Source organism: Dyella sp. C9 (genome assembly GCF_003332825.1).
In the GTDB taxonomy this organism is placed as follows: Bacteria; Pseudomonadota; Gammaproteobacteria; order Xanthomonadales; family Rhodanobacteraceae; genus Dyella.
Window position 1 is genome coordinate 369,890 of record NZ_QIRF01000002.1, and the last position, 24,040, is coordinate 393,929.

Sequence of the window (24,040 nt, forward strand, 5' to 3'; positions counted from 1 at the left end):
CCGTCCCTGGGGGCCTGCCCATTTCTTTCATCGCCCCTCATTCACCCCTCCTGTGAATGAGTCGCCAGCCATGCAAGCATGGCACTTCAAGCAACCTGCAAACCTCAAGCCCTACCTGTTCATGGGTGATGCCGAAACATCACCCTGACCTTCCACCTACGTTAGCAACGACCCTTGCCGCTACCTCGTAGCTTATGCGGTGCTACTGCCGTACTCGTAATAGCCGTAGGAGTAATAACCTGTACTCCTTCGCTCAACAGCGTTGAATACGGCACCCTTGATCTGCACACCGTTTTGTTCGAATCGCTGCGCCGCGAGGGCGATCTCCTTCGCCTGATTCAGGCCGAAGCGGACCACCAACAGGCTGGTGCCTACGTGATGACCGATGATGGCCGCGTCGGTCACAGCCAGAATCGGCGGCGTATCAATGATGATCAGGTCGTACTGCGGCTGGAGCAGCTCGAGCAACTCCGCGAACCGTCCGTGCATGAGCAGCTCGGACGGATTCGGCGGCACCTTGCCGCGGGCGATGAAGGTCAGGCCTTCAGCGTACTGGACCGGCCGAAGCACTTCTTCCAACGGCAATTGCCCCGAGATGAGTTCGGACAGCCCCTTGTCGGGTCGACCACCGATGACGGTGTGTAGCGCGCCCTTGCGCATGTCGCCATCGATAAGCAGCACGCGCTGCCCACCCTTGGCGATCACGGCCGCCAGGTTCGACGAAATGAAGGTCTTGCCTGCGCCTGGGCTCGCGCCCGAAATCATCAGGATGTTGTTCTTGGCCTCAATACGAGCGAAATGCAGGCTGGTTCGCAGACTGCGCAACGCTTCCACTGCGAGATCCGCGGGCTCGTTGATGGCCAGCAGCTTCTGCTTGCCGTCGCCACGCCCACGACGCCCCTGCAGGAAGCTCTGCTTTTCCGCCACGCTGCTTGGAATGGATGCGTAAACCGGAAGACCAAGCTCTTCGATCGCCGCAGGGTCTTCCACCCCGCGGCTGAGCATCTGGCGCATCAAGACAAACGCAATGGCCAAAAAGCCGCCAAGGAAGGTCCCTCCGAGCACCACCAGCGCCTTCTTGGGCTTGGCTGGCTTGGAGATATCAACCGCTGCTGCATCGATGACGCGCACGTTGCCGACCGTCCCGGCCCGAGCGATATCCAACTGCTGCGCCTGATTGAGCAATCCCGTGTAGGTGGCATTCAACACTTCGGCATCGCGCGTCAGGCGCAACAGTTCCTGCTGCGTATCCGGCAGACCGCCGATTTGCTTGTCAATGCCATTCTTCTGCGCCTGCAACTGGGCAATCTGCTCCAGCAGGGCCTTGTAGGCGGGATGCTCGGCGGTAAAGCGACGCTCCATGTCGGCCTGCTGCAGGCGCAGCTGCTGGATGCTGGTTTCAATCGCTACCGTCTGATCAAGCAGTCCCTTGGTCTGCAGCGTGATGTCGACCGAATGCGCCCTGGTCTGGAACGCGTTCAGGGCATCCTGGGCCTTGTCCAGGTCCTGGCGAATGCGCGGCAGCTGTTCGCGTACGAACTTGAGGCTGTTGGCGGCTTCTGCCGAATTGCGCTCAACGTTCTGTTTGACGTAGGCCTGGCTCACGTGATCGAGAAGCGCCGCGGCCAAATCCGCGTCTTCATGATCGTAGGTGAGCTGGATGATGCCGGAGTCCTTGCCCTGCTCGGCCGCATTGATGTCCAGCTGAAGTTGGTTGATCACAGCCAACGCCGTATGGTGCGTTACGGCGAAGTGGGTTCCCGGATTGGCGCGGAGTTCGCGCACCTGCATGGTGAAACCGTGCCCGCTCGCCGCCTGGCCCACGCGGCCTTTGAGCATTTCATCGCCGTTGTAGTACAGCGTGTAGGCGCCGTTCTCCCCAGCCGTAAGCACCAGCTTTTTTTCTTCGATCGACGCCGGCACGCCCATCTGGAAGATGTCGAGCTTCGAGCCGCCCCAGTCGTAACGGCTAAGGCCCAGCCAGGGCGAGGCGACATCGGCCGGCTGGTCCGGCACGAAATGACGGGACATCCAGCCGCCGAAAATCGGAAAGTGGTACGGAGCCACTTCGATCTGCATGTTGAGCTCGTCCACGGCCTTGCCGATCACCGTGCGCGACGTGATCAGGGCAATTTCCGTGGTCGCTTCGGAGCTGGAAGCGCCCAGCGTCTGGGTGATCGCGCTCAGGCCCGGAAGGTCCGGCACCTTCTGCTCCACCTGCACCAGCGCATCGGCCTCATACACCGGCGTACCGAGCACCGCGTAGCCCACGCTGAGCACGAAGAACACACCGGTGACGATGCCAATCAACCACTTGTGATCGATCAACGTCCCCAGAAGCTCGCGCAGATCGATCTCGTCATCCTGCTGCGCGGTGGTTTGTGTTGCTGCCATGCTCGGTAGATCCAGAAAGGTCGGCTAGATTGGTGGAAGCAGGGGGCCTTTCGCATGAGCAATTTTCCTGCTCTTGTGTAGGCCTTTCCCTACATGAATGTCAGTTTCGGTTAGGTCTCAGGTGTGGCAGCCAGCTGCGCACAGCCTGATCGATCAAACCGTAGACGTGATCGAAGGCCTCGCGGCTTTGCCGATAGGGATCGGGTATGTCCGCGCCCTGCCCCCAGCGATCCAGCAGCATCACTTTGCCGCTGGCTTCGGGCGCCATGCGCATCATCTGCGTAACGTGCTCGCGCTCCATGGCCAACACCAGGTCGGCATCGCGCAACATGGCCGCATTGAGTTGCTGCGCCTCATGCGCGGAGCCGTCAACACCATGTTCTGAAAGCACTTGCAGCGCGGTTGCATCCATCGGCTTGCCGACGAGCGCGCCCAGACCGGCGCTTTCAAGTGAGGCGCCAGTACCGGCCAGATGATGACTAAACAGGAACTCGGCTGTCGGGCTACGACAGATGTTGCCTACGCAGACGATCAATATCCGTTTGAACACGACGTTCAATGTCTTCCCGATGGTTCAGCCACTGCCACAGTAAAGCCGCCCTTCCGGGCAGCCATGGACCTGCGTCAGACCCCTGTTTCACATCGCGCCAGGATGCAGCTGCTTTGGTACCTGACCTGTTTGCCCTCCCTGCGGAGTAGGCAAACCCCTCTTGCCAGTCAAGCCCAAGTTTTCACAGAATCCACATCCAAGACTTGCGATTGCCTTACAAGCATAACCACAACCGCGATCGCCGTCACGGAATACGAGCCTTGACAGGGAACTGTCGTTTTTCTGCAACATGTCGCCCGTCGTGGGCGCGATCCACCAACCAGGGGAATCTAGTGAAGAAAGTCATTGCGGTTGTTTTGCTGGCCAGCATGATCGGTCAATCGTTCGCACAGACCGCGGCCCCGGCCCCGGCCTCGCAGCCGGCGTCGCCGGCCGGCCAGACCGGCACAGGCGCAGGTGGCAGCACGGGTACGGCCAGCACGACTCCGGCCACTTCGGCAGGTGCGGGCGCCGCGGGTGCCGCTGGCACGGGTGTCGCAGGCGGCACGCTGGCTGCCGTGGGTGCCGCCGCAGCCGCCGCAGCAGCGGCCGTGGCCGCAAGCAGCGGTGGCGGCAGCAGCAGCGGCAACCAGAACTCCTCGCCGAGCACCGGCGGCTCGGGTGGCACCGGTGGTACCACCGGCACCACCGGCACCACTGGCACCCACTAAGCCCAAAAGCTAGCCAGTCCTTGATCCGCGCTGGCTTCGGCCAGCGCGGATTGTTGTCGTCTGCACGTCACCGAAGTGGAAGTCATGAACGTACGCAACGCCGTGGCCCTCGTCGCCGCGACCTTTCTGCTGCACGGATGCATCTGGGCACCTGGACAACACATGTCCACCAACAGCCTGATGCGGTCCGCCGATGAAAACAGCCGCGTCGATATCGTACCGATCACGCCCAAGCAGATCGCCATGGACAAAGCAGCTGCCGCCACAGCCGCGCTGCCTCCCGAATTGCTTTCGTACAAGCCCGAGCCCTATCGCATCGGCGCGGGTGACACGCTGTACATCACGGTGTGGGACCACCCCGAGCTGACCTCGCCAGCCGGCGCCCAGCAGCAGACACAGGCGAACGGCCGCTTGGTGCGCTCTGACGGCACCCTGTTCTATCCCTATGTGGGCGAACTGAAGGTCTCCGGCCTCACCATCGAAGAGCTGCGCAAGGCCATCAGCGACAAGCTGGCCAAGTACGTCGAGAAGCCACAAGTAGACGTCAATATCGTCGGCTATGGCAGCCAGCGCATCACTTTCCAGGGCGCGTTCGTCAAGACTGACCCCCAACCCATGACAGCCGTGCCCACCACGCTTGCCCAAGCAGTGGGCTCGGCTTATGTCAACGTGCCGCTCGCCGATCTGTCCGGCCTGGTGCTGACCCGCGATGGCCATGACTACCACATCGACCTCGACGCGCTGACCAATGGCCAAAAGATAGGTGAAGACATCTATCTGAAACCGGACGATCACCTGTTTCTTCCGTACAACGATCGCCACGAGATGTACGTGATCGGCGAGGTGAATCGCCCGTCCGTTCTCAGTTTCAAGACCACCGACATGACGCTCACGCAAGCGCTCGGACGCGCCGGTGGCCTGAACCCGACGACTTCAAAGGGTAAATCGGTCTACGTTATTCGCGGCCTCAAAGACTCGGATACCGTGAAGGGCACGGTCTATCAGCTCGACGCACGATCACCCGACGCTTTCATCCTCGCCGACCAGTTCAAGGTCAAGGCCGGCGATGTGGTGTTCGTGGGCCCCGCTGGCGTCACGCGCTGGAACCGCTTCCTGACGCAATTGCTGCCTCTCTCGAGCATCATCACCAACGCGGCCAGCGCCCAGTACAACCTGGACCACTGATGTCACGGCCGCATCTGTCTACCCGCCGGCCACTGCCGGCGTGCGCGATCGCGTCGCGCGCGCCGCGGCTGCGCGTGCTCCAGCGGAAGTCGCGCGCATGACGCGCGGGCTGCTACGCGCATTGCTTGTCGGTGCGCTTGCGTTGCTCGCGGCGTGCAGCGATGTCTCGCGAGGCACGCTCGAATCGGTGCGGATGGCATGGCACGGACAGCCCAAGCTGTCGATCACTTCCGAGCAGGTGCTGGCCAAGCCGTTCTTCCAGATGCGTGTCACCACCGATAAGGGTGACGCCATCCTCAACCTCGGCAATGTCGATGGCAGCCGCCAGCTCTGGTACGGCCTGGGCGGCGTGATGATCGTACTAGAACACGGGCGGGTGACTCAGACACTTGGATTCGTCGACAACCTCGACAGCAGCCGCCTGGCATCCGCGGCGGATCCGTTTGCAGACGGCCTGAACACCCTTCGCGGCGCCTTGTCCTACGAGCGACACGACGACTGGTCACCGGGATACCGCTACGGCATCGCCACCCATGGCGAGCTGGTTCCGTCTGGCGAAGCCGATATCGACATCCTCGGCACGCAGCACCACGTACTGCTGGTCACGGAGAACATCCAGGCCGCCGGATTCCGCACCATCAATCGTTACTGGGTGGATCCGCAGGACGGCTTCATCTGGATGAGCGAACAGCACGTCCTGCCCGGACTGACGCTCAAGCTGGTGCAGCTGCGGCCCTACCGGGAGACCCGGTCGTGACGCGCCGCCTCATCCTTGCCATGCTCGCGGCATGGGCAGCGCTGCCCTGCCTTGCGACGCAGGTTGAAGTGCGCGGCGCTGTCGACGCCGCCGGCACGCGGCAGCTCGCTGCACGCGCCCGCCTCAGCGACGCAGCGCTGGCGGCCCATGTCCATTTGGACGCCTATTTCATGGGAGCGGCTTGGCTTCGCCCGTCGTTGGTGGTGGCGCAGGAACGCCAGAAGGCCGGCTTGCTGTTCGACCTCGACAGCCTGCAGCGGCAGGCCACCAAGGAGGAGCGCGATGACCTGGCCCAGCTCGCTTCGACACTCTCTTCCTGGGTCAAATCCATGCCAGCGACCGGCCGGCAGGTGGCGCTGCTTGATCCGCGCGCGCTCGAGGTGAAGGCCAGCGAAAACTGGCCGGTCGCCGAGGGTGACACGCTGTATTACCCACGACGCCCGGACACCATCCATATCGTCGGCGCGGTTGCACGGACTTGCACCGTGGCTCATGTCGCCCTGCAGGATGCGCGAAGCTATCTGCGCGATTGCCCGGCCTCGCGCTACGCGGATGCCGACTGGATCTTTGTGGTCGAGCCGGATGGCCGTGTATTCCGCCAGGGCATCGCACCATGGAATCGCAGCGCCCCGCTGCCGCTGGCGCCCGGCTCGACCATCGTAGTGCCGATCAGCGAGCACCGTGTGAGCTCAGTCGCCCCGGATCTCAACACCGAGCTGGCCGATTTCCTGGCGACACAGCCGCTCCCCGAGACAACGCCCCAGCCATGACCATGCTCTTGAAGAGCCACGCTCCGGGCGCGCGCGCGTCGTTTCGCACCACCCGCCGCCTGCGTCGGCGCTGTGGCTGCGTGCTTTCGCTGGCCGGCCTGCTGCTCGCGGGCGTGGCCTGTGCGGACAACGCACCCACGCAAAGTGATTTTGGCGGCGTGGGCCTGTGGCAGACGCCAACCGCCCGCATGGCGGACGAGGGCGAAGTCGCCTTCACCGCCAGCGACGTACACCCCTACGACCGCTATAACGTGTCCCTGCAGCCGCTGCCCTGGCTGGAAGGCATTTTTCGTTATACCGCCATCAGCAATCGCCTGTATGGCCCCGAGTCGCTCAGCGGTACGCAGAGCTACAAGGACAAGTCGATCGACGTAAAGGTGCGGCTATGGACCGAGAGCCACTGGCTGCCCGATCTGAGCGTCGGCGCACGCGACATCGGCGGCACGGGCTTGTTCTCCGGCGAGTACGTCGTGATGAACAAGCGCTTTGGTTCGTTCGATGCCAGCCTCGGCATGGGCTGGGGATATGTCGGGGGACGCGGTGACATAACCAATCCCCTGTCCATCATCAGCGACAAATTCAAGGTGCGTCCCAGCGGCAGTGATGGCGCGGGCCAGTTCAGCTCCAACCACTATTTCCGTGGCCCGGTGGCGCTGTTCGGCGGCGTTTCCTACCAGACGCCCTGGGACTGGCTGGTGCTCAAGGCCGAGTACGACGGCAACAACTACAAGCACGAACCGCAGAACAACAACCAGCGGCAGGATTCGCCCATCAATTTTGGCGCCGTGATCCGGCCGAATCACAACCTGGACCTGAGCATCGCGCTTGAGCGCGGCAACACCGTGATGTTCGGCTTTACCTTGCACGGCAATCTGGCCGGGGCAAGCGGCCCAGCCAAGCAGGCCGACCCGCCGCCTGCCAAACCGGTGGCGACGCCGTCGACCAAGACGCCCGAACAGGTGGACTGGGCCGGGGTCGCGCGTGACCTGCGCAACAATGCCGGCATCGAAGTCAGCAGCATCACGCGCCGCGGCAACGAAGTGGTGGTGAGCGGTCCGCAGAAGCACTACTTCTACTCCGCCGAAGCCGTGGGGCGGGCCACGCGCATCCTCGACAACCAGCTTGGCCCGGGCGTCGACTGGTTCACCGTGGTATCGCAGCAGCAGGGGCTTTCCACGACCGAGACCAGCGTTGATCGCCAACGCTACAGGGAGCTGCTCGACAACGACATCAGCCTGGGCCAGTTTCGCAACAGCGTGGAGCAGAACGCACCCACCGCGCGCAACGAAGAGGTGCTGTACCAGGCACCGCTGAAGCGCCTGGATTCCTCGTTCGCGCTGGCCTACGGACAAAGCCTGGGTGGACCCGACGCGTTCCTGCTTTACCAGGTCTCGGCGGTCTACAACGTGGATTTCTATTTCACCCGCAACCTGTGGTGGAGCGGCGTGTTCGCCGCGGACCTGTTCGACAACTACGACAAATTCACCTACACCGCGCCCAGTGAGCTGCCGCGCGTCCGCACGGACGTTCGCGAGTACGTGACCAGCTCGAGGCTCACCATGCCGATCTTCCAGATGACGGGCACGCAGCAGCTGGGCTCCGACCTCTACGGCATGGCCTACGCGGGCATGCTGGAGAGCATGTTTGGCGGCGTGGGCGGCGAAGTGCTCTATCGCCCGTTTGGTGAACGGTGGGCCGTCGGTACGGACCTGAACTGGGTGAAGCAGCGTGGCTTCGATCAGGATTTCTCTTTCCGCGGCTATCACGTGGTCACCGGTCACCTGACCGGCTATTTCGACATGGGCTACAAGGATCTCACCCTCACCGTCAGTGCCGGCCGTTACCTCGCAGGGGACTGGGGCGTCACCATCGACGTGTCGCGTGAGTTCCGCAACGGCGTGCGCATGGGTGCCTATGCGACCAAGACCAATGTCTCGGCCCAACAATTTGGCGAAGGCAGCTTCGACAAGGGCATCTATGTCTCGGTGCCGTTCGATCTGTTGCTGCCACGCTCGTCGACCAGCCGTGCCACCTTCGTGTGGGATCCGCTGATCCGCGATGGCGGCGCTCCGCTGAGCCGGCGCTACACGTTGTACTCGCTCACCAACGATCGCGACCTGGACAACTTCAACGACAACCTGGACAAGATCACCCAGTAGCTGATGCCCCTCTGTCGCAAGGGTATCTTTCGTCGGTAGTCACAGGGCGAGCCCCACTCAGGGCATACCAACAAAATCCAGCCATGCCTCAAGCTCGCCCTTCCGGCGGCGGTCGGAATCCCAGACCGTTGAGGCCCCGGACCCCAGCATGCGCTGGGGTGGCGAACAGTGTCATCAGCATGGCCCTTATTCGTCCAACCACACCTCGCCATCGGCGACGCGGATACCCACGGAGCGCAGGTGCTCGCCACGGCACGGGCCGCCCACGCAGAGGCCGTCCTCGTCCTGGAACGAGGCGCCATGCGCGGCGCAGATCAGCAGGTTGTCCTTGACCAGGAACTTGCCTGGCGCCCAATCGAGGCGTCGGCCCGCGTGGGGACATATGTTCATATAGGCCCGCACTGCGTCGTCGCGACGCAGCACGATCACGCTTTCTTCGCCGTCGCGAAGCACGGCATCGACGGCGATCGCGCCGCCATCGGGAATATCGTCCAGCCGGCACAGCGCCTGGTCGGGAGTGGTTGTATCCATCGGCACTTGCCTCTTTGGCCCAAAGGCCCCATCGTTACGCACGTAAGTCGTTGATTTTACCACACGGATTTTTAACACATGCGCTTTTCGCTGCCCATGCCACGTCGATCCCGCCACCCGTTGGTCCGCGCCCTGTCCCTGCTTGTGGGGCTGGCCGTGGTGGGCGTGCTGATGGTGTTTGGCCTGGTGGTGGCCGGCGTCCTGCTGGTGGGCGGTGCGCTGGTGTTCGGCCTGCGCCATTGGTCGCGCCGGCATGCCCCGACCTCCGCCGCAGGCCACAAGGCTCATCAGCCCGAAGTCATCGAGGGCGATTTCGTGGTGCTTCACCAGACGCGCCACGCCGCGCGCTAAGCCTCTTTAGTATGACGGACCCCGCATGGAAACGGGGCGGGGCCACGTGCTGGGTGCGCAAGGCCGCACCCGACGTCGACCCGGCATGCGCAAGATCCGGATGGTGAGGAAGGTGCACCGGCCATAGGCTGTGGTCATCGCATCACGGACACCGCCATGAACGCCCGCAACGCTACGGATGCCGCCCTGGAAAAGGTTCGCCAGCTGGTCGAGCGCGCGGACGAGCCGCCTACCCTGCCCGCCTTGGCCGAATCGGCCGGACTGAGCCCGTCGTATCTGCAACGCGCGTTCCGCCGCCGCTACGGCATGAGCCCGGCGGAGTATCACCGTGCACGCCGCTTCGGCCAGTTGCGCACGGCCCTGCGCAACGGCGCGGCCGTCACCGATGCGGTGTACGACGCCGGGTTCGGCTCCGGCAGCCGCGTGTATGAACACAGCGACCGCCTGCTCGGCATGACGCCCGCCAGTTACCGCGCTGGCGGCGCCGGTGCGGATATCCGCTATACGACCACCGGCACGCCGTTGGGACGCCTGCTGGTGGCGACGACCAGTCGTGGCATCTGCTCGGTCACCCTTGGCGATAGTGACGAAGCGCTGGTCCAGCGCCTTGCCGACGAGTTTCCACTCGCTGCGCGCCAGCGGGTCGACGCCGGTCGCGAAGAATGGCTGGACGCCGTGATCGCGCGCATTGCCCATGACCTGGGTTGGAGCGAAGGCGAAGCCCCCGACCTGCCGCCGCTCGATGTGGCTGCGACAGCGTTCCAGTGGCGCGTATGGGACGCACTGACGCGCATCCCCAGCGGCGTCACCAGGAGCTATGGCGAACTGGCCGCCGAGTTGGGCATGCCCAAGGCTGCGCGCGCGATCGGTCGCGCCTGCGGAAGCAATCGCCTGGCGCTGATCGTGCCCTGCCATCGCATCGTGCGTGAGGATGGTTCGTTGGGTGGCTGGCGCTGGGGCGTCGAGCGCAAGCGCGAGCTGCTGGCCGGTGAACGTCACGAGGCGTCCGGCCGGGCGAAGCGCAGCGTGGCCTAGGCCGGTCCAAACCCTCCGCCTCGCGAAAGCGGCGCGCGCTTCGCAAAAGCCGAAGACTCGCCATCCCGACGGTTTCGCCAGTGGCAACGCTGCTGGATCCCCGCATTCGCGGGGATGACGATCAAACCAGGGCGAGCGGGATGCCTGGCGGCGTGGTTCGGGTGGCTTGAGCTCACCTCAACACTGCCTTGTACAAGCCTCGCTACTGCCCCGGCCCAGGCAGGACTAACGTAGCTCACCTTGTAAACTATGCCGGACATCGAACCCGCGATGCCTCCCCGCGCCCTGCCCATGACCGATTCCGCCACCTCTTCCGCCGCGACGGCGGCGCCCGCTCCTGCCACCGACACACGCGTGCTGGTACCACTGGCGCTGTTTGCGCTCTACGTCATCTGGGGCTCCACCTACCTGGGCATCCGTTATGCACTGGAGAGCTATCCGCCGTTCCTGCTTGCGGGTGTGCGGTTTCTCGGGGCTGGCGTGGCGCTGTTCGCCTTCCTGCGCATCCGTGGTGCCGCCATGCCGACGCCGCGCCAATGGCGCAACGCCGCCATCACCGGCATCCTGCTGCTGGGCTTTGGCAACGGACTGGTGTGTTTTGCCGAGCAGCGCGTGAGCTCGGGTATTGCCGCCGTGGCGGTGGCCAGCATGCCGCTGTTCGCGGCGCTGTTCTCGGGCATGTACGGCGAGTGGCCGTCGCGCCGCGAGACCGTGGGCCTGCTGATCGGTTTCGTCGGCGTGGTGGTGCTGAACCTGGGCACCAGCCTGTCGGGTTCGCGCATCGGCGCCTTCGCGCTGCTGGTGGCGGCCATGAGCTGGGCCTTCGGCTCGGCCTGGAGCCGTCGCCAGGAGATGCCCTCCGGACCGATGAACACCGCCGCGCAGATGCTGTGTGCCAGCGTGGCGATGCTGCTGGTGGGCGCGCTTACCGGCGAGCGGCTCCCGGCCCATCCCACGGTGCGCGCCACTGCCGCGCTGGTCTACCTGGCCGTATTCGGTTCGATCATCGCCTTCAGCGCCTATCTCTACGTGCTCAAGCATGCGCGTCCCGCGCTGGCCACCAGCTACGCTTACGTGAACCCGCCGGTGGCGGTGCTGTTCGGCGTGTTGCTGGCCGGCGAGACGGTGGGCCCGTTCGACCTCGCCGGCATGGCCATCATCCTGCTGGGCGTCGGCGCCATCACGCTGGCCCGGCAAAAGCGCAGCCACTGAGTTTCGACCTAGGTCGGCTTGCCTCGCCGGCCACGCAGCGCTCACCATGACCCGGACCATGGCCCGGGGACGCCCATGAACGCGACGAACGAAGGTCTGATGGCACGAGCCGCGCTGCGCAGCGCGGCGTGGTCGGAACGGTGGTTTCCCGATGCCTGGGTGTTCGCGGCCCTGGGCGTGGTGATCGTCGCGATCGCCGCGCTGTCGTTCGGGGCCACCCCCGGTGTCACCGTCAACGCGTTCGGCGACGGTTTCTGGAGCCTGATCCCCTTCACCATGCAGATGGCGTTCGTGGTGATCGGCGGCTATGTGGTGGCCACCGCGCCCATCGTGGCTCGCTTCATCGAATGGCTGGCGCGTGCACCGCGCAGCGGACGCGGCGCGATCTGCTACGTGGGCCTGGTCAGCATGCTGGCCTCGCTACTGTCCTGGGGCTTTTCGCTGGTGTTCGGCGGCCTGCTGGTGCGTGCGCTGGCTCGCCGGCCCGACCTGCGCATGGATTACCGCGCCGCCGGTGCCGCCGCCTATCTGGGCCTGGGCGCGGTATGGGCGATGGGGCTGTCTTCCTCGGCCGCGCAATTGCAGGCCAATCCCAAGAGCATGCCGCCGGGACTGATCAACATCACCGGCGTGCTGCCTTTCAGCGAAACCATCTTCCTGTGGCAGTCGATCCTGCTGACCAGCGTGCTGATCGTGGTGTCGCTGGTGATCTGCTGGCTGACCGCGCCCTCGGGCCACAGCGCGCGCACCGCCGAGGATTTCGGCGTCACCGACACGGCCACGCCTGCCCTGCCGCCGCGCCAGCGGCCGGGCGAATGGCTGGAGTACAGCCCGTTGCTATCGGTGCTGATCGGACTGCTCGGGCTGGGCTGGCTGGGCTACGAGTTCGCCACCAAGCCGGTGGTCATCGCCATTGCCAACCTCAACACCTACAACTTCCTGTTCCTTACCGTGGGGCTCTTGCTGCACTGGCGTCCGCGCAGCTTCCTCAATGCGGTGTCGCGCGCGGTGCCCAGCACGGCCGGCGTGCTGATCCAGTTTCCGCTGTACGGCGGCATCGCCGCCTTGCTGACGCATGCACCGGGCGCGGGCGGTGAAACGCTGGCGCACCGGCTTTCCGGCCTGTTCGTGCATATCGCCTCCACCGACACCTTTTCACTGGTGATGGGCGTGTACTCGGCGATCCTCGGCTTCTTCGTGCCGTCCGGTGGTGGCAAGTGGCTGGTGGAAGCGCCTTATGTGATGCAGGCCGCCAACGACCTGCACGTGCACCTGGGCTGGGCGGTGCAGGTGTACAACGCGGCCGAGGCGCTGCCCAACCTGATCAACCCATTCTGGATGCTGCCCCTGCTCGGCGTGCTGGGATTGAAGGCGCGCGACGTAGTCGGCTTCACCTTCATGCAGCTGCTGGTGCACGTGCCGCTGGTGCTGGGATTGCTGTGGGCGCTAGGCCTCACGTTGACCTATGTACCGCCGGTAATGCCCTAGGGACGGGATGATATCGGCCGCAAACTGGGTGCGCTCCTACGAGAATTCAACAACACGTAGGAGCCCACCCTGCGCATGAGCACGAGCAGCACCAGCCACCCGCCCCTGGCGTTTAGAGTTCGCGCAACGCAGTCGTTACCGGCAAACGTGCGGCGCGCACCGCGGGAAACAGGCCACCGATGAAGCCGATGGCCAGTGCCCACTTAAGGCCGGTCCACAGCAGCTCCGGCGATACCTTCAATTCGAAGCTGAGCTTGCCCACCGCACCCGTGGCAAGCGTGGATGCGCTGTAGCCATTGAAGATCAGCCAGGCCAACACACCACCCAGCACGCCGCCGATCAGCGCCAGCAACATGGGCTCAAGCATCACCGCCACCACCACCGGCAACCCGGGAAAACCGATCGCACGAAGCGTGGCAATTTCGCGGGCACGGGCCGCCACCGCCGCAAACATGGTGTTGAGCGCGCCGAACATCGCGCCGATGGCCATGATCACGCCGACGGTGATACCCATGATGCGGATCACTTTGGTCATGCCCTCGGACTGCTTGCTGAAGTAGTCGAGCGTGTTACTGACATCCACTTTCAGCTGCGGGTTGCCGTCGAGTTCGGCCTTGAACGCGTCATAGGCCTTGGGATCGGTAAGGCGCACCACCACCGAGCCACGGCTGCTGCCGCGACGATAGGTATCGGCCACGACCGCAGCGTCGGCCCATACTTCCGAATCCATCGCATCGCCAGAGGAAAACACGCCGACCACGTTCCACTGCTGGTTGCCCAGGCGAATGGTCTGGCCCGGCTCCAGCCCGGCGAACTCCTTGGCCGCGCCCTTGCCGATGATCAGCTCGCGCATGCCCGGCTGGAAATTGCGTCCCTGGATGATCTTCACGTTGGGACGCACCGCCCAGGCCTGCTCGCCCACGCCACGCAGCTGCACGCTGCCTTCGTCATCCGGGGCGCCGCCCTTGAGCGGCACGTTTGCCGCCACCACCAATTCCGGCGAGGCGATGGGCTGGCCCTTGGCGTCCCTGGCGATGCCGGGCGCCTGCGGAATCAGCGTCACGCTCTCATGGTCCAGTACCGACATCACTTCCGATGCCGACGAGCCACGCATCACGATCGCGGTATCGGGACTCCCGGTCTTGCGCAGCGTTTCGGCGTAACCATCGGCCATGGCCAGCAGTGCCACCAGCACGCCGACCACACCGGCAATGCCGATGACGATCACTGCCGACGATCCCAGTCGCTGCATCAGCGTGCTGATGCCCACGCTGGTGACCGAGGCAGCCTGCCGGCCACGCCAAGTGAGAAGCATCCATCCCGCGAACAGCACCACCAGCGCCACCACGCCGTACCAGGGCAACGCGATCCACACCACCAGCACCGCCACGATCAGCAGCAGCAACAGGATGTTTGTCACTACATTCATGTCGGTCTCCTCAGCGCCCGGCCAGTGCATCGACGATGTTCAGGCGCATGGCGCGCACGGCTGGCAGTGCGCCAACCAGCAGGCCGATGACGACCATCAACACCAGGCCCAGCACCCAGCTGTTGGTACCCACACCAGGCAGGTTGAGCATGCCGCCGCTGCCGGCGCTCACCACCGGAATGATCAACGTGGCCAGGCCCAGTCCGATCACGCCGCCCAGCAACAGCAGCAGCACGGATTCGGCCAGCACGATGCCAAGCACGGCATGGTTGGAAAAGCCGATGGTCTTGAGCACCGCCAATTCGCTGGTGCGTTCACGCACGGCCTGCATCATGGTGTTGCCCGAGAGCAGCAGCAGGGTGAAGAACACGGCACCCATGATCGAACCCACGATCAGGCCAATGTCGGCCAGCTGCTTCATCCAGTTGGCGGTGGCGGCCTGCTCGGTCTGCGTGCGCGTCTCGTGGTCCGAGTTGGCCGAGATGGCGTCGATGGCCTTGGCTACACGATCGGCCTGGTTCACGTCGGCCACGCGGGTGACGTACCAGCCGACCTGGCCCCGGTTGAAGGGCGTGGTCTCGTCGAAATACTTCCAGTGCAGCAGCAACAGCTGGTCGTAGAAGCCGGCGGCCTTCGGGTCCTTGGAGTGCATGATGCCGACGATGTCGAACGTCCAGTTCTTGTCGCCCTGGCGATTGGGGAAGATGGTCGACTGCATCGGAATCTTGTCGCCCACCTTCCAGTTGAAGCGCTTGGCCAGCTTCTCGCCCACCAGCACACCCGTGCGGGTGTCGTCGAAGGCCTTGCGCTCGGCGGCACTGACCTCGATCTCCGGATAGAGGTCGATGTAGTTCGGTTCCACCGCGAAGCTGAAAACCGCGTTGTGCGGATCCTGGTAGGCACCGCCGAACCAGTTCGCGTAGGTCACCATCTTCACGCCGGGCACCTGGGCGATCTGCGCCTCCAGCGACTGCGGCAGGGTCTGGATGAAGGAAAGCCGGGAACCGGTCTGCAGGCGCTGCGCGCCGTTGGCGCTCTGCCCTGCCTGGTTGAACGAGGTGCGCACCGCGTCGAGCATGCCGAACAGCAGGAAAGCGGCGATGATCGACACCAGGGTGAGCACGGTGCGGGCTTTGCGCCGGAACAGCGCCGCCCATATCAAGTGGAGATATTTCATCGCCGCATCCTCACGCGAGCGCCTGCTCGACCAGGGTGCCCTTGTCCAGATGCAGGGTGTGGTTGGCGTACTCGGCCGCCTTGGGATCGTGCGTCACCATCACGATGGTCTTGCCGTGCTCGCGATTGAGCACGCGCAGCAAGCCCAGCACTTCCTCCGCGGACTGGCGGTCCAGGTCGCCGGTAGGCTCGTCGCAGACCAGCAGTGTGGGGTCGGACACGATGGCGCGTGCGATGGCCACGCGCTGCTGCTGACCGCCGGACAGTTCACTGGGCTTGTGCGAGGCGCGGTCCGCCAGCCCGACCAGCTGCAACGCAATCGATGCATTCTTGTGGCGCTGCGCCGACGAAAGCTTGGTCAGCAGCAGCGGAAGTTCCACGTTGCGCTGCGCCGACAGCATCGGCATCAGGTTGTAGAACTGGAACACGAAGCCCACGTGCGCCGCGCGCCATTTCGCCAGCGCGCTGCCGCTGAGCTGGTCCAGCCGCTGTCCCGCCACGGTGATGCTGCCGCCGGTGGGCGTGTCGAGGCCGCCAATGAGGTTGAGCAGCGTGGTCTTGCCGGAACCCGACGGCCCCATCAGGGCCAGGAAATCGCCCTCGGCGATATCCAGGTTGATGTGGTGCAGCACTTCCACCTTCTGCTTGCCACGCTCATAGACCTTGGAAAGGTCGCGCGTTTCGATCAACGTGCCCATGCCTGTGCTCCCTCATCGTTTGCCGTGCATCGCTTGGAGCGATGCGCCCGATCACGCGTCGCGGGACCTGCGCCCGCCTATTCCTTTGCCTTGGGGGCCTGCGCCACCCGTGCACCGTCTGCAAGCGTCGACGGCGGCGACACCACCACCGTCTCGCCGGCCTGCAGGCCGGCGAATACCTGGCGCAGCTCACCCTGGTTCGACGCCGCTACCGATACCGTGCGCTGCCGTGCCTTGCCGTCGTCGACCACGAACACCACCGGATGCCCGTCGCGCTCGGCCAATGCCGTGGCCGGCACCAGCACGCCCTTGGGTGCAGGGCTGTCCTGCCGGGCCTGCTGTTGCTCGAGAAAGGACACGCGCACGCCCATGTCCGGCACGATGCGCGAGTCCTTCTGTCCCAGCGCCACGCGCACCTTCACCGTGGCCTTGCCACGATCGGCGGCGGGCACGATGGCGATCACATGCGCAGGGATGCGCCAGTCCGGGTAGGCATCGAGCACGGCCTCGGCCGGCATCTGCGGCTTCACGCGGCCGATGTAGGCCTCGTTGACGTCCACGTCCACTTCCAGCGAATCCATGTCGACCACGGTGCCGATGCCGGTGCGGGTGAAGCCGCCACCGGCGGAGAACGGCGAAACGATTTCGCCGACCTGGGCGTCCTTGGTGGTGATCACGCCATCGAAGGGCGCGCGGATCACGCAGTAGTCGAAGTTGACCTGGGCTTCCACCACCTGCGCGTCGTCCGACGCCGCAATGCGTTGCTGTGAAACGAGTTGCGCCCGCGTGGTATCGGCCAGGGTGCGCGCCTGTTCGGCATCCTGCGTGGACAACAGGCCCTTCTCCGCCAGCGTTTCCGCACGCGCCGCGTCACGCAGGTTCTGCGCCAGCTGGGCCTGGTATTGGGCGACCAGCGCATGCGCCGCGTCTGCCTGAGTACGCGCTGCATCCAATGCTGCCTTGTACTGGGCGTCGTCGAGGCGCGCCACGATCTGGCCCTGCTTCACGTGATCACCCTCCTCGATCAGCACCTGGGTCAGCGTGCCGGTGATCTGCGCCGACACGGTAGCCTGTCGCCTCGCCGTGACATAGCCGGTGGCCTGCAGCACGGCGCCGGCAGCACCCTGCGCAGCGGCGGGTTGCGCTTGCGCGGTCTGTACCTCGATGGCGCGCGAGCCAGCCAGCCACCACGCCGCAAGCCCACCCAGCAGCAGCACGGCAAGCACGATGCCTACGATCCAAGGCCATCGACCGGGTCCCTGGCCATGGGCCTCGCGCTGGTGCTTCTCGATGCGCAGTTCCTTCAGCAGATCCGCGTTGGTCACAGTCACTCCCTGTTGTCCCCACCGTGTCCGATGCTGGTTACGGTGCCCTCCGGAGTCCCCCGCCACCAGATCAGCCCATCAGCCATCGACGATGACAGCTGTCATCCAGCCCAGGCTGCGCCCTCGCCGAACGTGGCCCGCTCGATGGCTCGCCGGTTGTACTCCAGGCCGTGGCGGAAAAAAGCTGACATGGCAATGACTCGTGCCAGGCGCACCCCGGTGCTAACCTTTCCGGCCATGTCCTACGCCATCACGCCCCCCGCCATTCCCAGCCTGCCGATCATTGGCAGCGACCAACGCTTCCCGGTCCGCCGCATCTTCTGCATCGGCCGCAACTACGCCGAACACGCCCGCGAGATGGGCGCCACGGTGGACAAGGAAACGCCACTGTTCTTCTGCAAGCCGGCCGATGCCGTGGTCACCGACGGTGCCGACGTGCCTTATCCCCAGGCCACCCAGGATCTTCACCATGAGGTGGAGCTGGTGGTAGCGCTGGGTGCCGGCGGCCGGGACATCCCGGCGGAGCGCGCGGCCGGCCTGGTGTGGGGTTACGGCGTGGGCCTGGACCTGACCCGGCGAGATATCCAGGCCATTGCCAAGGCCAAGAGCCATCCCTGGGATGTGGCCAAGGCGTTCGATCATTCCGCGCCGGTATCGGCCCTGCGTCCGGCCGGCGACGTGCAACTCGGCCCTGACACCACGCTGACACTGAGCATCAACGGCCAGCAGCGCCAGCACGGCCGGCTGGGCGACATGGTGTACAGCGTCCCCGAGATCATCGCGATGCTGTCGGCCCTGTTCGAACTGAAGGCCGGCGACCTGATCTTCACCGGCACACCGGCCGGCGTGTCCGCGATCCAGCGCGGCGACCGCTTCCACGCCGAAGCCCATGGCATCGCCACGCTGGAAGGCCGCGTCGTCTGATTCACGGCCAGGCACGCCTGGCGCCACGGACTACGGGCTTTCGTCCGTAGTTCGGTAGCAGCAGCGGGGCCCTCATCCTGGCCCGCCCTGTCGTCTCAAAGCGTGCTGCGCTAGAGTCTCCCTGCCATCCAGCCCCGGGAGAGAAGCATGAGCATGCTCAAAGAGTTCAAAGAATTCGCCATGCGTGGCAACGTGATCGACCTGGCGGTCGGTGTGGTGATCGGCGGTGCGTTCGGCAAGATCGTCACCTCGCTGGTCGACCAGATCATCATGCCGCCGATCGGCCTGATCACTGGCGGCATCGATTTCTCGCAGATGAAGTGGGTGCTCAAGCCGGCCGACAACAGCGACCCGGCGCACAAGATCGCCGAGGTGGCCATCGGCTACGGCACCTTCATCAACACGCTCATCCAGTTCATCATCATCGCCTTCGCGATCTTCCTCGTGGTCAAGGCCATCAACAAGCTCACCCGTCGCCAGGAGGCTGCACCGGCGCCGCCGGCACCGGACGTGGTGCTGCTCACCGAAATCCGCGACCTGCTCAAGGCGCAGAACTCCAGGTAATGCCCGGGTAGCGGGAGAGGATCGCCGCCCCTCCCGCTTCCACCCCATGACTTCTGGCCTAAGCGGCCGCCGGCGGGCAGGCCATAATCGCGGTTTGCCCCTGTGGAGCCCGCCATGCGCCGTCTGCCTCTTTCCCTGCTTGCCACCAGCCTGATGCTCGCCATCGGCACGGCCAGCGCCGCCACCCCGACCACCATCCCCGCTGCAGCCGTAAAGACGGCCGAACAGCTGCGCGACACGGCGATGAGCGACAACACGGGCTACCAGATCGTCGAGTCGCTGACCACCGAAGTGGGGCCGCGCCTGGCCGGCAGCCCGGCGGATGCGCGCGGCCGCGAGTGGGCCATCGCCAAGTTCAAGGCGCTGGGCTTCGACAAGGTCTACACCGAGGAAGTGAGCTATCCGCTGTGGGAGCGCCGCAGCGAGCACGCGGAAATCATCGCGCCGTTCCCGCAGCCGCTGGACCTGATTGCGCTGGGTTACTCGGCCGGCACGCCCAAGGGTGGCCTCACCGCGCAGGTGGTGCGCTTCGAAAGCCTGGATGCGCTCGAGAAGGCCGATCCGGCCAGCGTGAAGGGCAAGATCGTCTACGTGGACGCACGCATGGAGCGCTACAAGGACGGTCATGACTACGGCATGGGTTCCGCCATCCGCACGCGTGGTCCGGTGATCGCCGCCAAGATGGGCGCCGCGGCCTTCCTGCTGCGCTCGGCCGGCACCGACGCGCACAGCCGTACGCCGCACACCGGTGTCACCGGCTTCGAGGATCCCAAGGACGCCATCCCGGCCGCCGCCCTGTCCAACCCGGACGCCGACCAGCTGTCCCGCGTGGTGGCCTATGGCAAGCCCGTCTCGATCAAGCTCGACCTCGACTGCGGCATCGTCGGCACCTACAAGGGCGCCAACGTGATCGGTGAAGTCACCGGTCGCAAGCATCCCGACCAGGTGGTGGTGATCGGCGGCCACCTCGACTCGTGGGATCCGGGCACCGGCGCGATCGACGACGGCGCCGGCGTGGCTATCGCCATGGCCGCCGGCAAGCTGATCCACGATCTGCCGCAGCGTCCGGACCGCACGGTCCGAGTGATCGCCTTCGCCAACGAAGAGATGGGCCTGTGGGGCGGCCGCGCCTACGCCGACAAGCACGCGGCCGAAGTGGCCAAGTTCCAGCTCGGCACGGAGTCGGACTTCGGTGCGCGCAAGATCTGGCGCATGAGCGCCAGCGTGAAGCCCGAAGCGCGCGGCGCGATCGAACAGATCGCCAAAGTGGTCGAGCCGATCGGCGTAGCCTACGACGCCAAGATGCCAGGCGGCGGTGGCTCGGACCTGTCGCAGATGCATGCCAAGGGCATGGCGGCACTGTCGCTGACCCAGGACGGCACCGACTACTTCGACTATCACCACACCGCCAACGACACGCTCGACAAGATCGATCCGAAGGAGCTGGCGCAGAACGTGGCGGTGTATGCGGCGTTCTCGTACATGGCGGCCCAGGCCGAGGGCGACTTCGGCTCGGCGCCGGGTGCGTTTGCCAACGACGGCGCGGAAGACTGATCGCCACCGTCTTCGCTACGAAAAGGGGCGGCCGATGGGCCGCCCCTTTTGTTTTTCCCGGGGGAGCGCGCCGAGTGCGCGACGCGCGGCATCCCGCAGGTTTTTCGCGCACAGGATGCGCTCCTACGGGTGGGCTCCCTGGGCTTGCGCAACCTGGCGCTTGCGCGAGAGACGTGCATTGAGGCGATCCAAGTACAGGTAGATCACCGGTGTCAGGTATAGCGTGAGCACCTGCGACACCAGCAGTCCACCCACCACGGCCAGGCCCAGCGGACGTCGCGTCTCCGCACCCGCGCCCAGGCCCAGCGCGATGGGCAGGGTGCCGGCGAACGCCGCCATGGTGGTCATCATGATCGGCCGGAAGCGTACATGGCAGGCCTCGACGATGGCCAAGGCCGGCGCCATGCCTTCGTTGCGCTGCTTCTCCAGCGCAAAGTCGATCATCATGATCGCGTTCTTCTTCACGATGCCGATGAGCATCACGATGCCCACGAAGGAGAACAGGTCCAACGGGGCCCGGAAGATCATCAGCGTGAGCAGCGCACCGACACCCGCCGATGGCAGGCCCGAGAGAATCGTGAGCGGATGGATGAAGCTCTCGTACAGGATACCCAGCACCAGGTAGATCACGAACAGCGCCATCACCAGCAGCAGGCCCATGCCCTGCATCGAATCCTGGAAGGCCTGCGCCGTGCCCTGCACGCTGCCGGTGATCGACGGCGGCAGGTTCATCTGCCGCATGGCGCCGTCGATGCGCGTCACCGCCTCGCTGAGGCTCACGCCCGGTGCAAGGTTGAACGAAACGGTGACCGCGGGAATCTGCCCCTGGTGGTTCACCGTCAGCGCCTGCGGCTTGCGCTCGAAGGTGGCCACGGCATTGAGCGGCACCAGCCCCCCGGTATCGGAGGTGACGTACAGCTGCGACAGCACCTCCGGGTCGTTCTGCAGCGCGTAGTACACCTGCAGGATCACCCAATACTGCGAGGACGAGCCGTAGATGGTGGAAATCTGGCTGGCGCCGAAGGCCGAGCCCAGCGCCGACTGCACCTGGTCCATGCTCAGGCCCAGCGTGGAGAGCTTGTCGCGATCCACGTTGACCACGATGGACGGGCCATTGAGGTCGAGATCGCTGGTGACATCCTGGAAGCCGGGCAGCTTGCTGAAGGCGGTGATCACCTTGCCGGACCAGTCGTACAGCGCCGCGGTGTCGATCGATTGCAGCGTGTACTGGTACTGCGCCTTGGACTGGCGGCCGCCCACCTGGATCGACGGCGGGTTCTGGATGTAGGCGCGCACGCCCGGAACCTGCGCGAACTTCTTGCGCAGCTCCTGGATGATGCCGTTGGGGTCGAGCTCGCGTTCGCTGGCCGGCTTGAGCTTGAGCAGCAGCGAACCGTTGTTGGTGGTGGTACGGGCGCCGCCGGCGCCCACCGAAGACATGTAGCCCTCGATATTGGGATCGGCCGCCACGATCTTCGCCAACTCCTGCTGGCGCGCAGCCATGCCCGCGACGGACGTGTCGTCGGGGCCCTCCACGTTGACGTTGAGCTGGCCCGAGTCACCGGCGGGAATGAAGTCCTTGTCCACCACCACGAACAGCACGCCGGTGAGCAACAGGCTGCCCAGGAACACGCCCATGACGGTGCGCGGATGGCCTACGGCCCAACCCAGCGTGCTCACGTAGGCGCGGCGCACGCGCTCGAAGCCGGCATCGAACCACAGCACCACCCGCGCCTTCTTCTCGTGCTCGGCATGACGCAGGAAACGGCTGCACAGCATCGGGGTGAGCGTGATGGAAACGAAGCCGGAGATCAGGATCGCCACGCTCAGCGTTACCGCGAACTCGTGGAACAGGCGGCCCACGATGCCGCCCATGAACATCACCGGCAGGAACACCGCCACCAGCGAGAGCGTCATGGAGAAGATGGTGAAACCGATCTCGCTGGCCCCCTTGAGCGAGGCTTCGTACGGATCCATGCCATCTTCGACGTGGCGCACGATGTTCTCGAGCATCACGATGGCATCGTCCACCACGAAGCCCACCACCAGGGTCAGTGCCAGCAGCGAGAGATTATCCAGGCTGTAGCCCAGCGCGAACATCGCGCCAAACGTACCCACGATGGATACCGGCAGCGCCAGACCCGGAATCAGCGTGGCCGAGGCATTGCCGAGGAACAGGTAGATCACCAGCACCACCAGCACGCCGGCCAGCAGCAGGGTGAACTGCACGTCGGACACGGATTCGCGGATCGACTCGGAGCGGTCGTACAGCACCGCCATCTTGATCGAAGGCGGCAACGTGGCTTCGAACGTGGGCAACACGGCGCGAATGCGATCGATGGTCGCCACCGTGTTGGAGCCCGGCTGGCGCTGGATGGCCAGGATGATCGCGCGCTCGCCGTTGTACCAGCTGGCGACCTGGTCGTTCTGCACGCTGTCCTCCGCCTTGCCGAGGTCGGACAGGCGTACTGGCGCGCCATTGCGGTAGGCGACGATGATGTTGTTGTAGAGATTGGCGCGCTGCAGCTGGCCATCCGAACGGATCTGCAGCAACTGGCGATTGCCGTTGAGCGAGCCGGTGGCGAGATTCACGTTGGCGTTGGACACGGCGTTCTGCACCGTATCGATGCCGATGCCGCTGGCCGCCAGCTTCTGCGGGTCGACGCTGATGCGCACGGCGTACTTCTGCGAGCCATACACGCTCACCTGCGCCACGCCGTCGATCATGGACAGGCGCTGGGCCAGCTGGGTTTCGGCGTAGTCGTCGACCACCGACAGCGGCTGCGTGCTGGAACGCAGGGTGAGGAACAGGATGGGCGCGTCGGCCGGATTGACCTTGCGGAAGGTCGGCGGCGTGGGCATGTTGGTCGGCAGCTGGCGCTGGGCCGCCGAGATGGCCGCCTGCACGTCCTGCGCGGCGCCGTCGATGTTGCGGTCGAGTTCGAAGGTGAGCGTGATCGAGGTGGCGCCCAGCGCGCTGGTCGAGGTCATCGACTGGATGCCGGCGATGGTCGACAGCTGGTTCTCCAGCGGCGTGGCCACCGCGGTCGCCATGGTCTCCGGTGCGGCCCCGGGCAGGCTGGCATTCACCGTGATGGTGGGGAAGTCGACGTTGGGCAGCTCGTTGACCGGCAGCTTGGGATAGGCGACCACGCCGAACACGAGCAACGCGACCATCAGCAGCGTGGTCGTCACCGGCCGCTGGATGCACAGTGCGGGCAGGTTCAT

Annotated in this window: 20 protein-coding genes; 12 read left to right on the forward strand and 8 right to left on the reverse strand. The window is 65.1% G+C overall.

All coding sequences use genetic code 11. The annotated features are described in order from the left end of the window. Window positions 1-192: 192 nt before the first annotated feature. The gene (locus tag DVU99_RS03985) at window positions 193-2,394 is read right to left on the reverse strand and encodes a polysaccharide biosynthesis tyrosine autokinase (protein ID WP_114238898.1); all 2,202 of its coding nucleotides are present in this window, start codon (window positions 2,392-2,394) and stop codon (window positions 193-195) included. A gap of 100 nt (window positions 2,395-2,494) precedes the next feature. Continuing rightward, a complete protein-coding gene (locus DVU99_RS03990; RefSeq protein WP_114238899.1) occupies window positions 2,495-2,944 on the reverse strand; it encodes a low molecular weight protein-tyrosine-phosphatase in 450 nt (149 codons plus the stop codon). Between the two features lie 332 nt (window positions 2,945-3,276). Here DVU99_RS03990 and DVU99_RS19660 point away from each other — a divergent pair, with 332 nt between their 5' ends. The 5 genes from DVU99_RS19660 to DVU99_RS04015 all read left to right on the forward strand — a co-directional run bounded on the left by DVU99_RS19660 (window position 3,277) and on the right by DVU99_RS04015 (window position 8,525). Then, window positions 3,277-3,654, forward strand: coding sequence for a hypothetical protein (locus DVU99_RS19660; protein WP_157971343.1), 378 nt, complete (start codon window positions 3,277-3,279; stop codon window positions 3,652-3,654). A gap of 84 nt (window positions 3,655-3,738) precedes the next feature. Further along, window positions 3,739-4,839, forward strand: coding sequence for a polysaccharide biosynthesis/export family protein (locus DVU99_RS04000; protein WP_232823438.1), 1,101 nt, complete (start codon window positions 3,739-3,741; stop codon window positions 4,837-4,839). 97 nt (window positions 4,840-4,936) lie between these two features. Continuing rightward, complete coding sequence (locus DVU99_RS04005; protein WP_114238900.1) at window positions 4,937-5,596, forward strand: YjbF family lipoprotein; 660 nt, start codon at window positions 4,937-4,939, stop codon at window positions 5,594-5,596. Then, window positions 5,593-6,366, forward strand: coding sequence for a capsule biosynthesis GfcC family protein (locus DVU99_RS04010; protein ID WP_114238901.1), 774 nt, complete (start codon window positions 5,593-5,595; stop codon window positions 6,364-6,366). The genes DVU99_RS04005 and DVU99_RS04010 overlap by 4 nt, the downstream gene beginning before the upstream one ends. Beyond that, window positions 6,363-8,525 carry a YjbH domain-containing protein gene (locus DVU99_RS04015; RefSeq protein WP_232823439.1) on the forward strand — a complete coding sequence of 721 codons (2,163 nt, stop codon included), beginning with the start codon at window positions 6,363-6,365 and terminating at the stop codon, window positions 8,523-8,525. The genes DVU99_RS04010 and DVU99_RS04015 overlap by 4 nt, the downstream gene beginning before the upstream one ends. A 186-nt stretch (window positions 8,526-8,711) precedes the next feature. Here the strand turns inward: DVU99_RS04015 and DVU99_RS04020 are convergent, their stop codons facing one another. After that, a complete protein-coding gene (locus tag DVU99_RS04020; RefSeq protein WP_114238902.1) occupies window positions 8,712-9,056 on the reverse strand; it encodes a Rieske (2Fe-2S) protein in 345 nt (114 codons plus the stop codon). Window positions 9,057-9,134: 78 nt separating this feature from the next. Between DVU99_RS04020 and DVU99_RS04025 the strand changes: the two genes are divergently transcribed. The 4 genes from DVU99_RS04025 to DVU99_RS04040 all read left to right on the forward strand — a co-directional run bounded on the left by DVU99_RS04025 (window position 9,135) and on the right by DVU99_RS04040 (window position 13,142). Continuing rightward, complete coding sequence (locus DVU99_RS04025) at window positions 9,135-9,407, forward strand: hypothetical protein (RefSeq protein ID WP_114238903.1); 273 nt, start codon at window positions 9,135-9,137, stop codon at window positions 9,405-9,407. Between the two features lie 156 nt (window positions 9,408-9,563). Next, window positions 9,564-10,442 carry a methylated-DNA--[protein]-cysteine S-methyltransferase gene (locus DVU99_RS04030; protein WP_114238904.1) on the forward strand — a complete coding sequence of 293 codons (879 nt, stop codon included), beginning with the start codon at window positions 9,564-9,566 and terminating at the stop codon, window positions 10,440-10,442. A 291-nt stretch (window positions 10,443-10,733) separates the two neighbouring features. Continuing rightward, window positions 10,734-11,654 (forward strand): drug/metabolite exporter YedA, encoded by a 921-nt coding sequence (gene yedA / locus DVU99_RS04035; RefSeq protein WP_114239058.1) that lies wholly within the window; start codon window positions 10,734-10,736, stop codon window positions 11,652-11,654. Between the two features lie 99 nt (window positions 11,655-11,753). Further along, complete coding sequence (locus DVU99_RS04040; RefSeq protein ID WP_114239059.1) at window positions 11,754-13,142, forward strand: short-chain fatty acid transporter; 1,389 nt, start codon at window positions 11,754-11,756, stop codon at window positions 13,140-13,142. Between the two features lie 112 nt (window positions 13,143-13,254). On the opposite strand, the gene DVU99_RS04045 is transcribed toward DVU99_RS04040, so the two are convergent. From DVU99_RS04045 to DVU99_RS04060, 4 genes are all read right to left on the reverse strand, one after another. Next, a complete protein-coding gene (locus DVU99_RS04045) occupies window positions 13,255-14,571 on the reverse strand; it encodes an ABC transporter permease (RefSeq protein WP_114239060.1) in 1,317 nt (438 codons plus the stop codon). Window positions 14,572-14,581: 10 nt separating this feature from the next. Continuing rightward, on the reverse strand, window positions 14,582-15,748 hold the full coding sequence (locus DVU99_RS04050; RefSeq protein WP_114238905.1) for an ABC transporter permease: 1,167 nt from the start codon (window positions 15,746-15,748) through the stop codon (window positions 14,582-14,584). A gap of 10 nt (window positions 15,749-15,758) precedes the next feature. Then, window positions 15,759-16,445, reverse strand: a complete 687-nt coding sequence (locus DVU99_RS04055; protein WP_114238906.1) for an ABC transporter ATP-binding protein — start codon at window positions 16,443-16,445, stop codon at window positions 15,759-15,761. Between the two features lie 77 nt (window positions 16,446-16,522). Further along, window positions 16,523-17,770: an efflux RND transporter periplasmic adaptor subunit gene (locus tag DVU99_RS04060; protein WP_114238907.1), complete on the reverse strand. Its 1,248-nt coding sequence runs from the start codon at window positions 17,768-17,770 to the stop codon at window positions 16,523-16,525. 237 nt (window positions 17,771-18,007) lie between these two features. Here DVU99_RS04060 and DVU99_RS04065 point away from each other — a divergent pair, with 237 nt between their 5' ends. From DVU99_RS04065 to DVU99_RS04075, 3 genes are all read left to right on the forward strand, one after another. Then, window positions 18,008-18,694 carry a fumarylacetoacetate hydrolase family protein gene (locus DVU99_RS04065; RefSeq protein WP_114238908.1) on the forward strand — a complete coding sequence of 229 codons (687 nt, stop codon included), beginning with the start codon at window positions 18,008-18,010 and terminating at the stop codon, window positions 18,692-18,694. A gap of 147 nt (window positions 18,695-18,841) precedes the next feature. Continuing rightward, on the forward strand, window positions 18,842-19,258 hold the full coding sequence (mscL, locus tag DVU99_RS04070) for a large-conductance mechanosensitive channel protein MscL (RefSeq protein WP_114238909.1): 417 nt from the start codon (window positions 18,842-18,844) through the stop codon (window positions 19,256-19,258). A gap of 114 nt (window positions 19,259-19,372) precedes the next feature. Continuing rightward, the gene (locus tag DVU99_RS04075; protein ID WP_114238910.1) at window positions 19,373-20,812 is read left to right on the forward strand and encodes a M20/M25/M40 family metallo-hydrolase; all 1,440 of its coding nucleotides are present in this window, start codon (window positions 19,373-19,375) and stop codon (window positions 20,810-20,812) included. Window positions 20,813-20,935: 123 nt separating this feature from the next. On the opposite strand, the gene DVU99_RS04080 is transcribed toward DVU99_RS04075, so the two are convergent. After that, on the reverse strand, window positions 20,936-24,040 hold the full coding sequence (locus tag DVU99_RS04080) for an efflux RND transporter permease subunit (protein ID WP_114238911.1): 3,105 nt from the start codon (window positions 24,038-24,040) through the stop codon (window positions 20,936-20,938).

What these genes read in the sequence shown, in the direction of transcription:
- DVU99_RS04055 (WP_114238906.1), bottom strand. Translation starts at nt 16,445, where the DNA reads ATGGGCACGTTGATCGAAACGCGCGACCTTTCCAAGGTCTATGAGCGT.
- DVU99_RS04030 (WP_114238904.1), top strand. Translation starts at nt 9,564, where the DNA reads ATGAACGCCCGCAACGCTACGGATGCCGCCCTGGAAAAGGTTCGCCAG.
- DVU99_RS04005 (WP_114238900.1), top strand. Translation starts at nt 4,937, where the DNA reads ATGACGCGCGGGCTGCTACGCGCATTGCTTGTCGGTGCGCTTGCGTTG.
- DVU99_RS03985 (WP_114238898.1), bottom strand. Translation starts at nt 2,394, where the DNA reads ATGGCAGCAACACAAACCACCGCGCAGCAGGATGACGAGATCGATCTG.
- DVU99_RS04020 (WP_114238902.1), bottom strand. Translation starts at nt 9,056, where the DNA reads ATGGATACAACCACTCCCGACCAGGCGCTGTGCCGGCTGGACGATATT.
- DVU99_RS04075 (WP_114238910.1), top strand. Translation starts at nt 19,373, where the DNA reads ATGCGCCGTCTGCCTCTTTCCCTGCTTGCCACCAGCCTGATGCTCGCC.
- DVU99_RS04050 (WP_114238905.1), bottom strand. Translation starts at nt 15,748, where the DNA reads ATGAAATATCTCCACTTGATATGGGCGGCGCTGTTCCGGCGCAAAGCC.
- DVU99_RS04015 (WP_232823439.1), top strand. Translation starts at nt 6,363, where the DNA reads ATGACCATGCTCTTGAAGAGCCACGCTCCGGGCGCGCGCGCGTCGTTT.
- DVU99_RS04045 (WP_114239060.1), bottom strand. Translation starts at nt 14,571, where the DNA reads ATGAATGTAGTGACAAACATCCTGTTGCTGCTGCTGATCGTGGCGGTG.
- DVU99_RS04080 (WP_114238911.1), bottom strand. Translation starts at nt 24,040, where the DNA reads ATGAACCTGCCCGCACTGTGCATCCAGCGGCCGGTGACGACCACGCTG.
- mscL (WP_114238909.1), top strand. Translation starts at nt 18,842, where the DNA reads ATGAGCATGCTCAAAGAGTTCAAAGAATTCGCCATGCGTGGCAACGTG.
- DVU99_RS04000 (WP_232823438.1), top strand. Translation starts at nt 3,739, where the DNA reads ATGAACGTACGCAACGCCGTGGCCCTCGTCGCCGCGACCTTTCTGCTG.
- DVU99_RS04065 (WP_114238908.1), top strand. Translation starts at nt 18,008, where the DNA reads ATGTCCTACGCCATCACGCCCCCCGCCATTCCCAGCCTGCCGATCATT.
- DVU99_RS04040 (WP_114239059.1), top strand. Translation starts at nt 11,754, where the DNA reads ATGGCACGAGCCGCGCTGCGCAGCGCGGCGTGGTCGGAACGGTGGTTT.
- DVU99_RS04025 (WP_114238903.1), top strand. Translation starts at nt 9,135, where the DNA reads ATGCGCTTTTCGCTGCCCATGCCACGTCGATCCCGCCACCCGTTGGTC.
- yedA (WP_114239058.1), top strand. Translation starts at nt 10,734, where the DNA reads ATGACCGATTCCGCCACCTCTTCCGCCGCGACGGCGGCGCCCGCTCCT.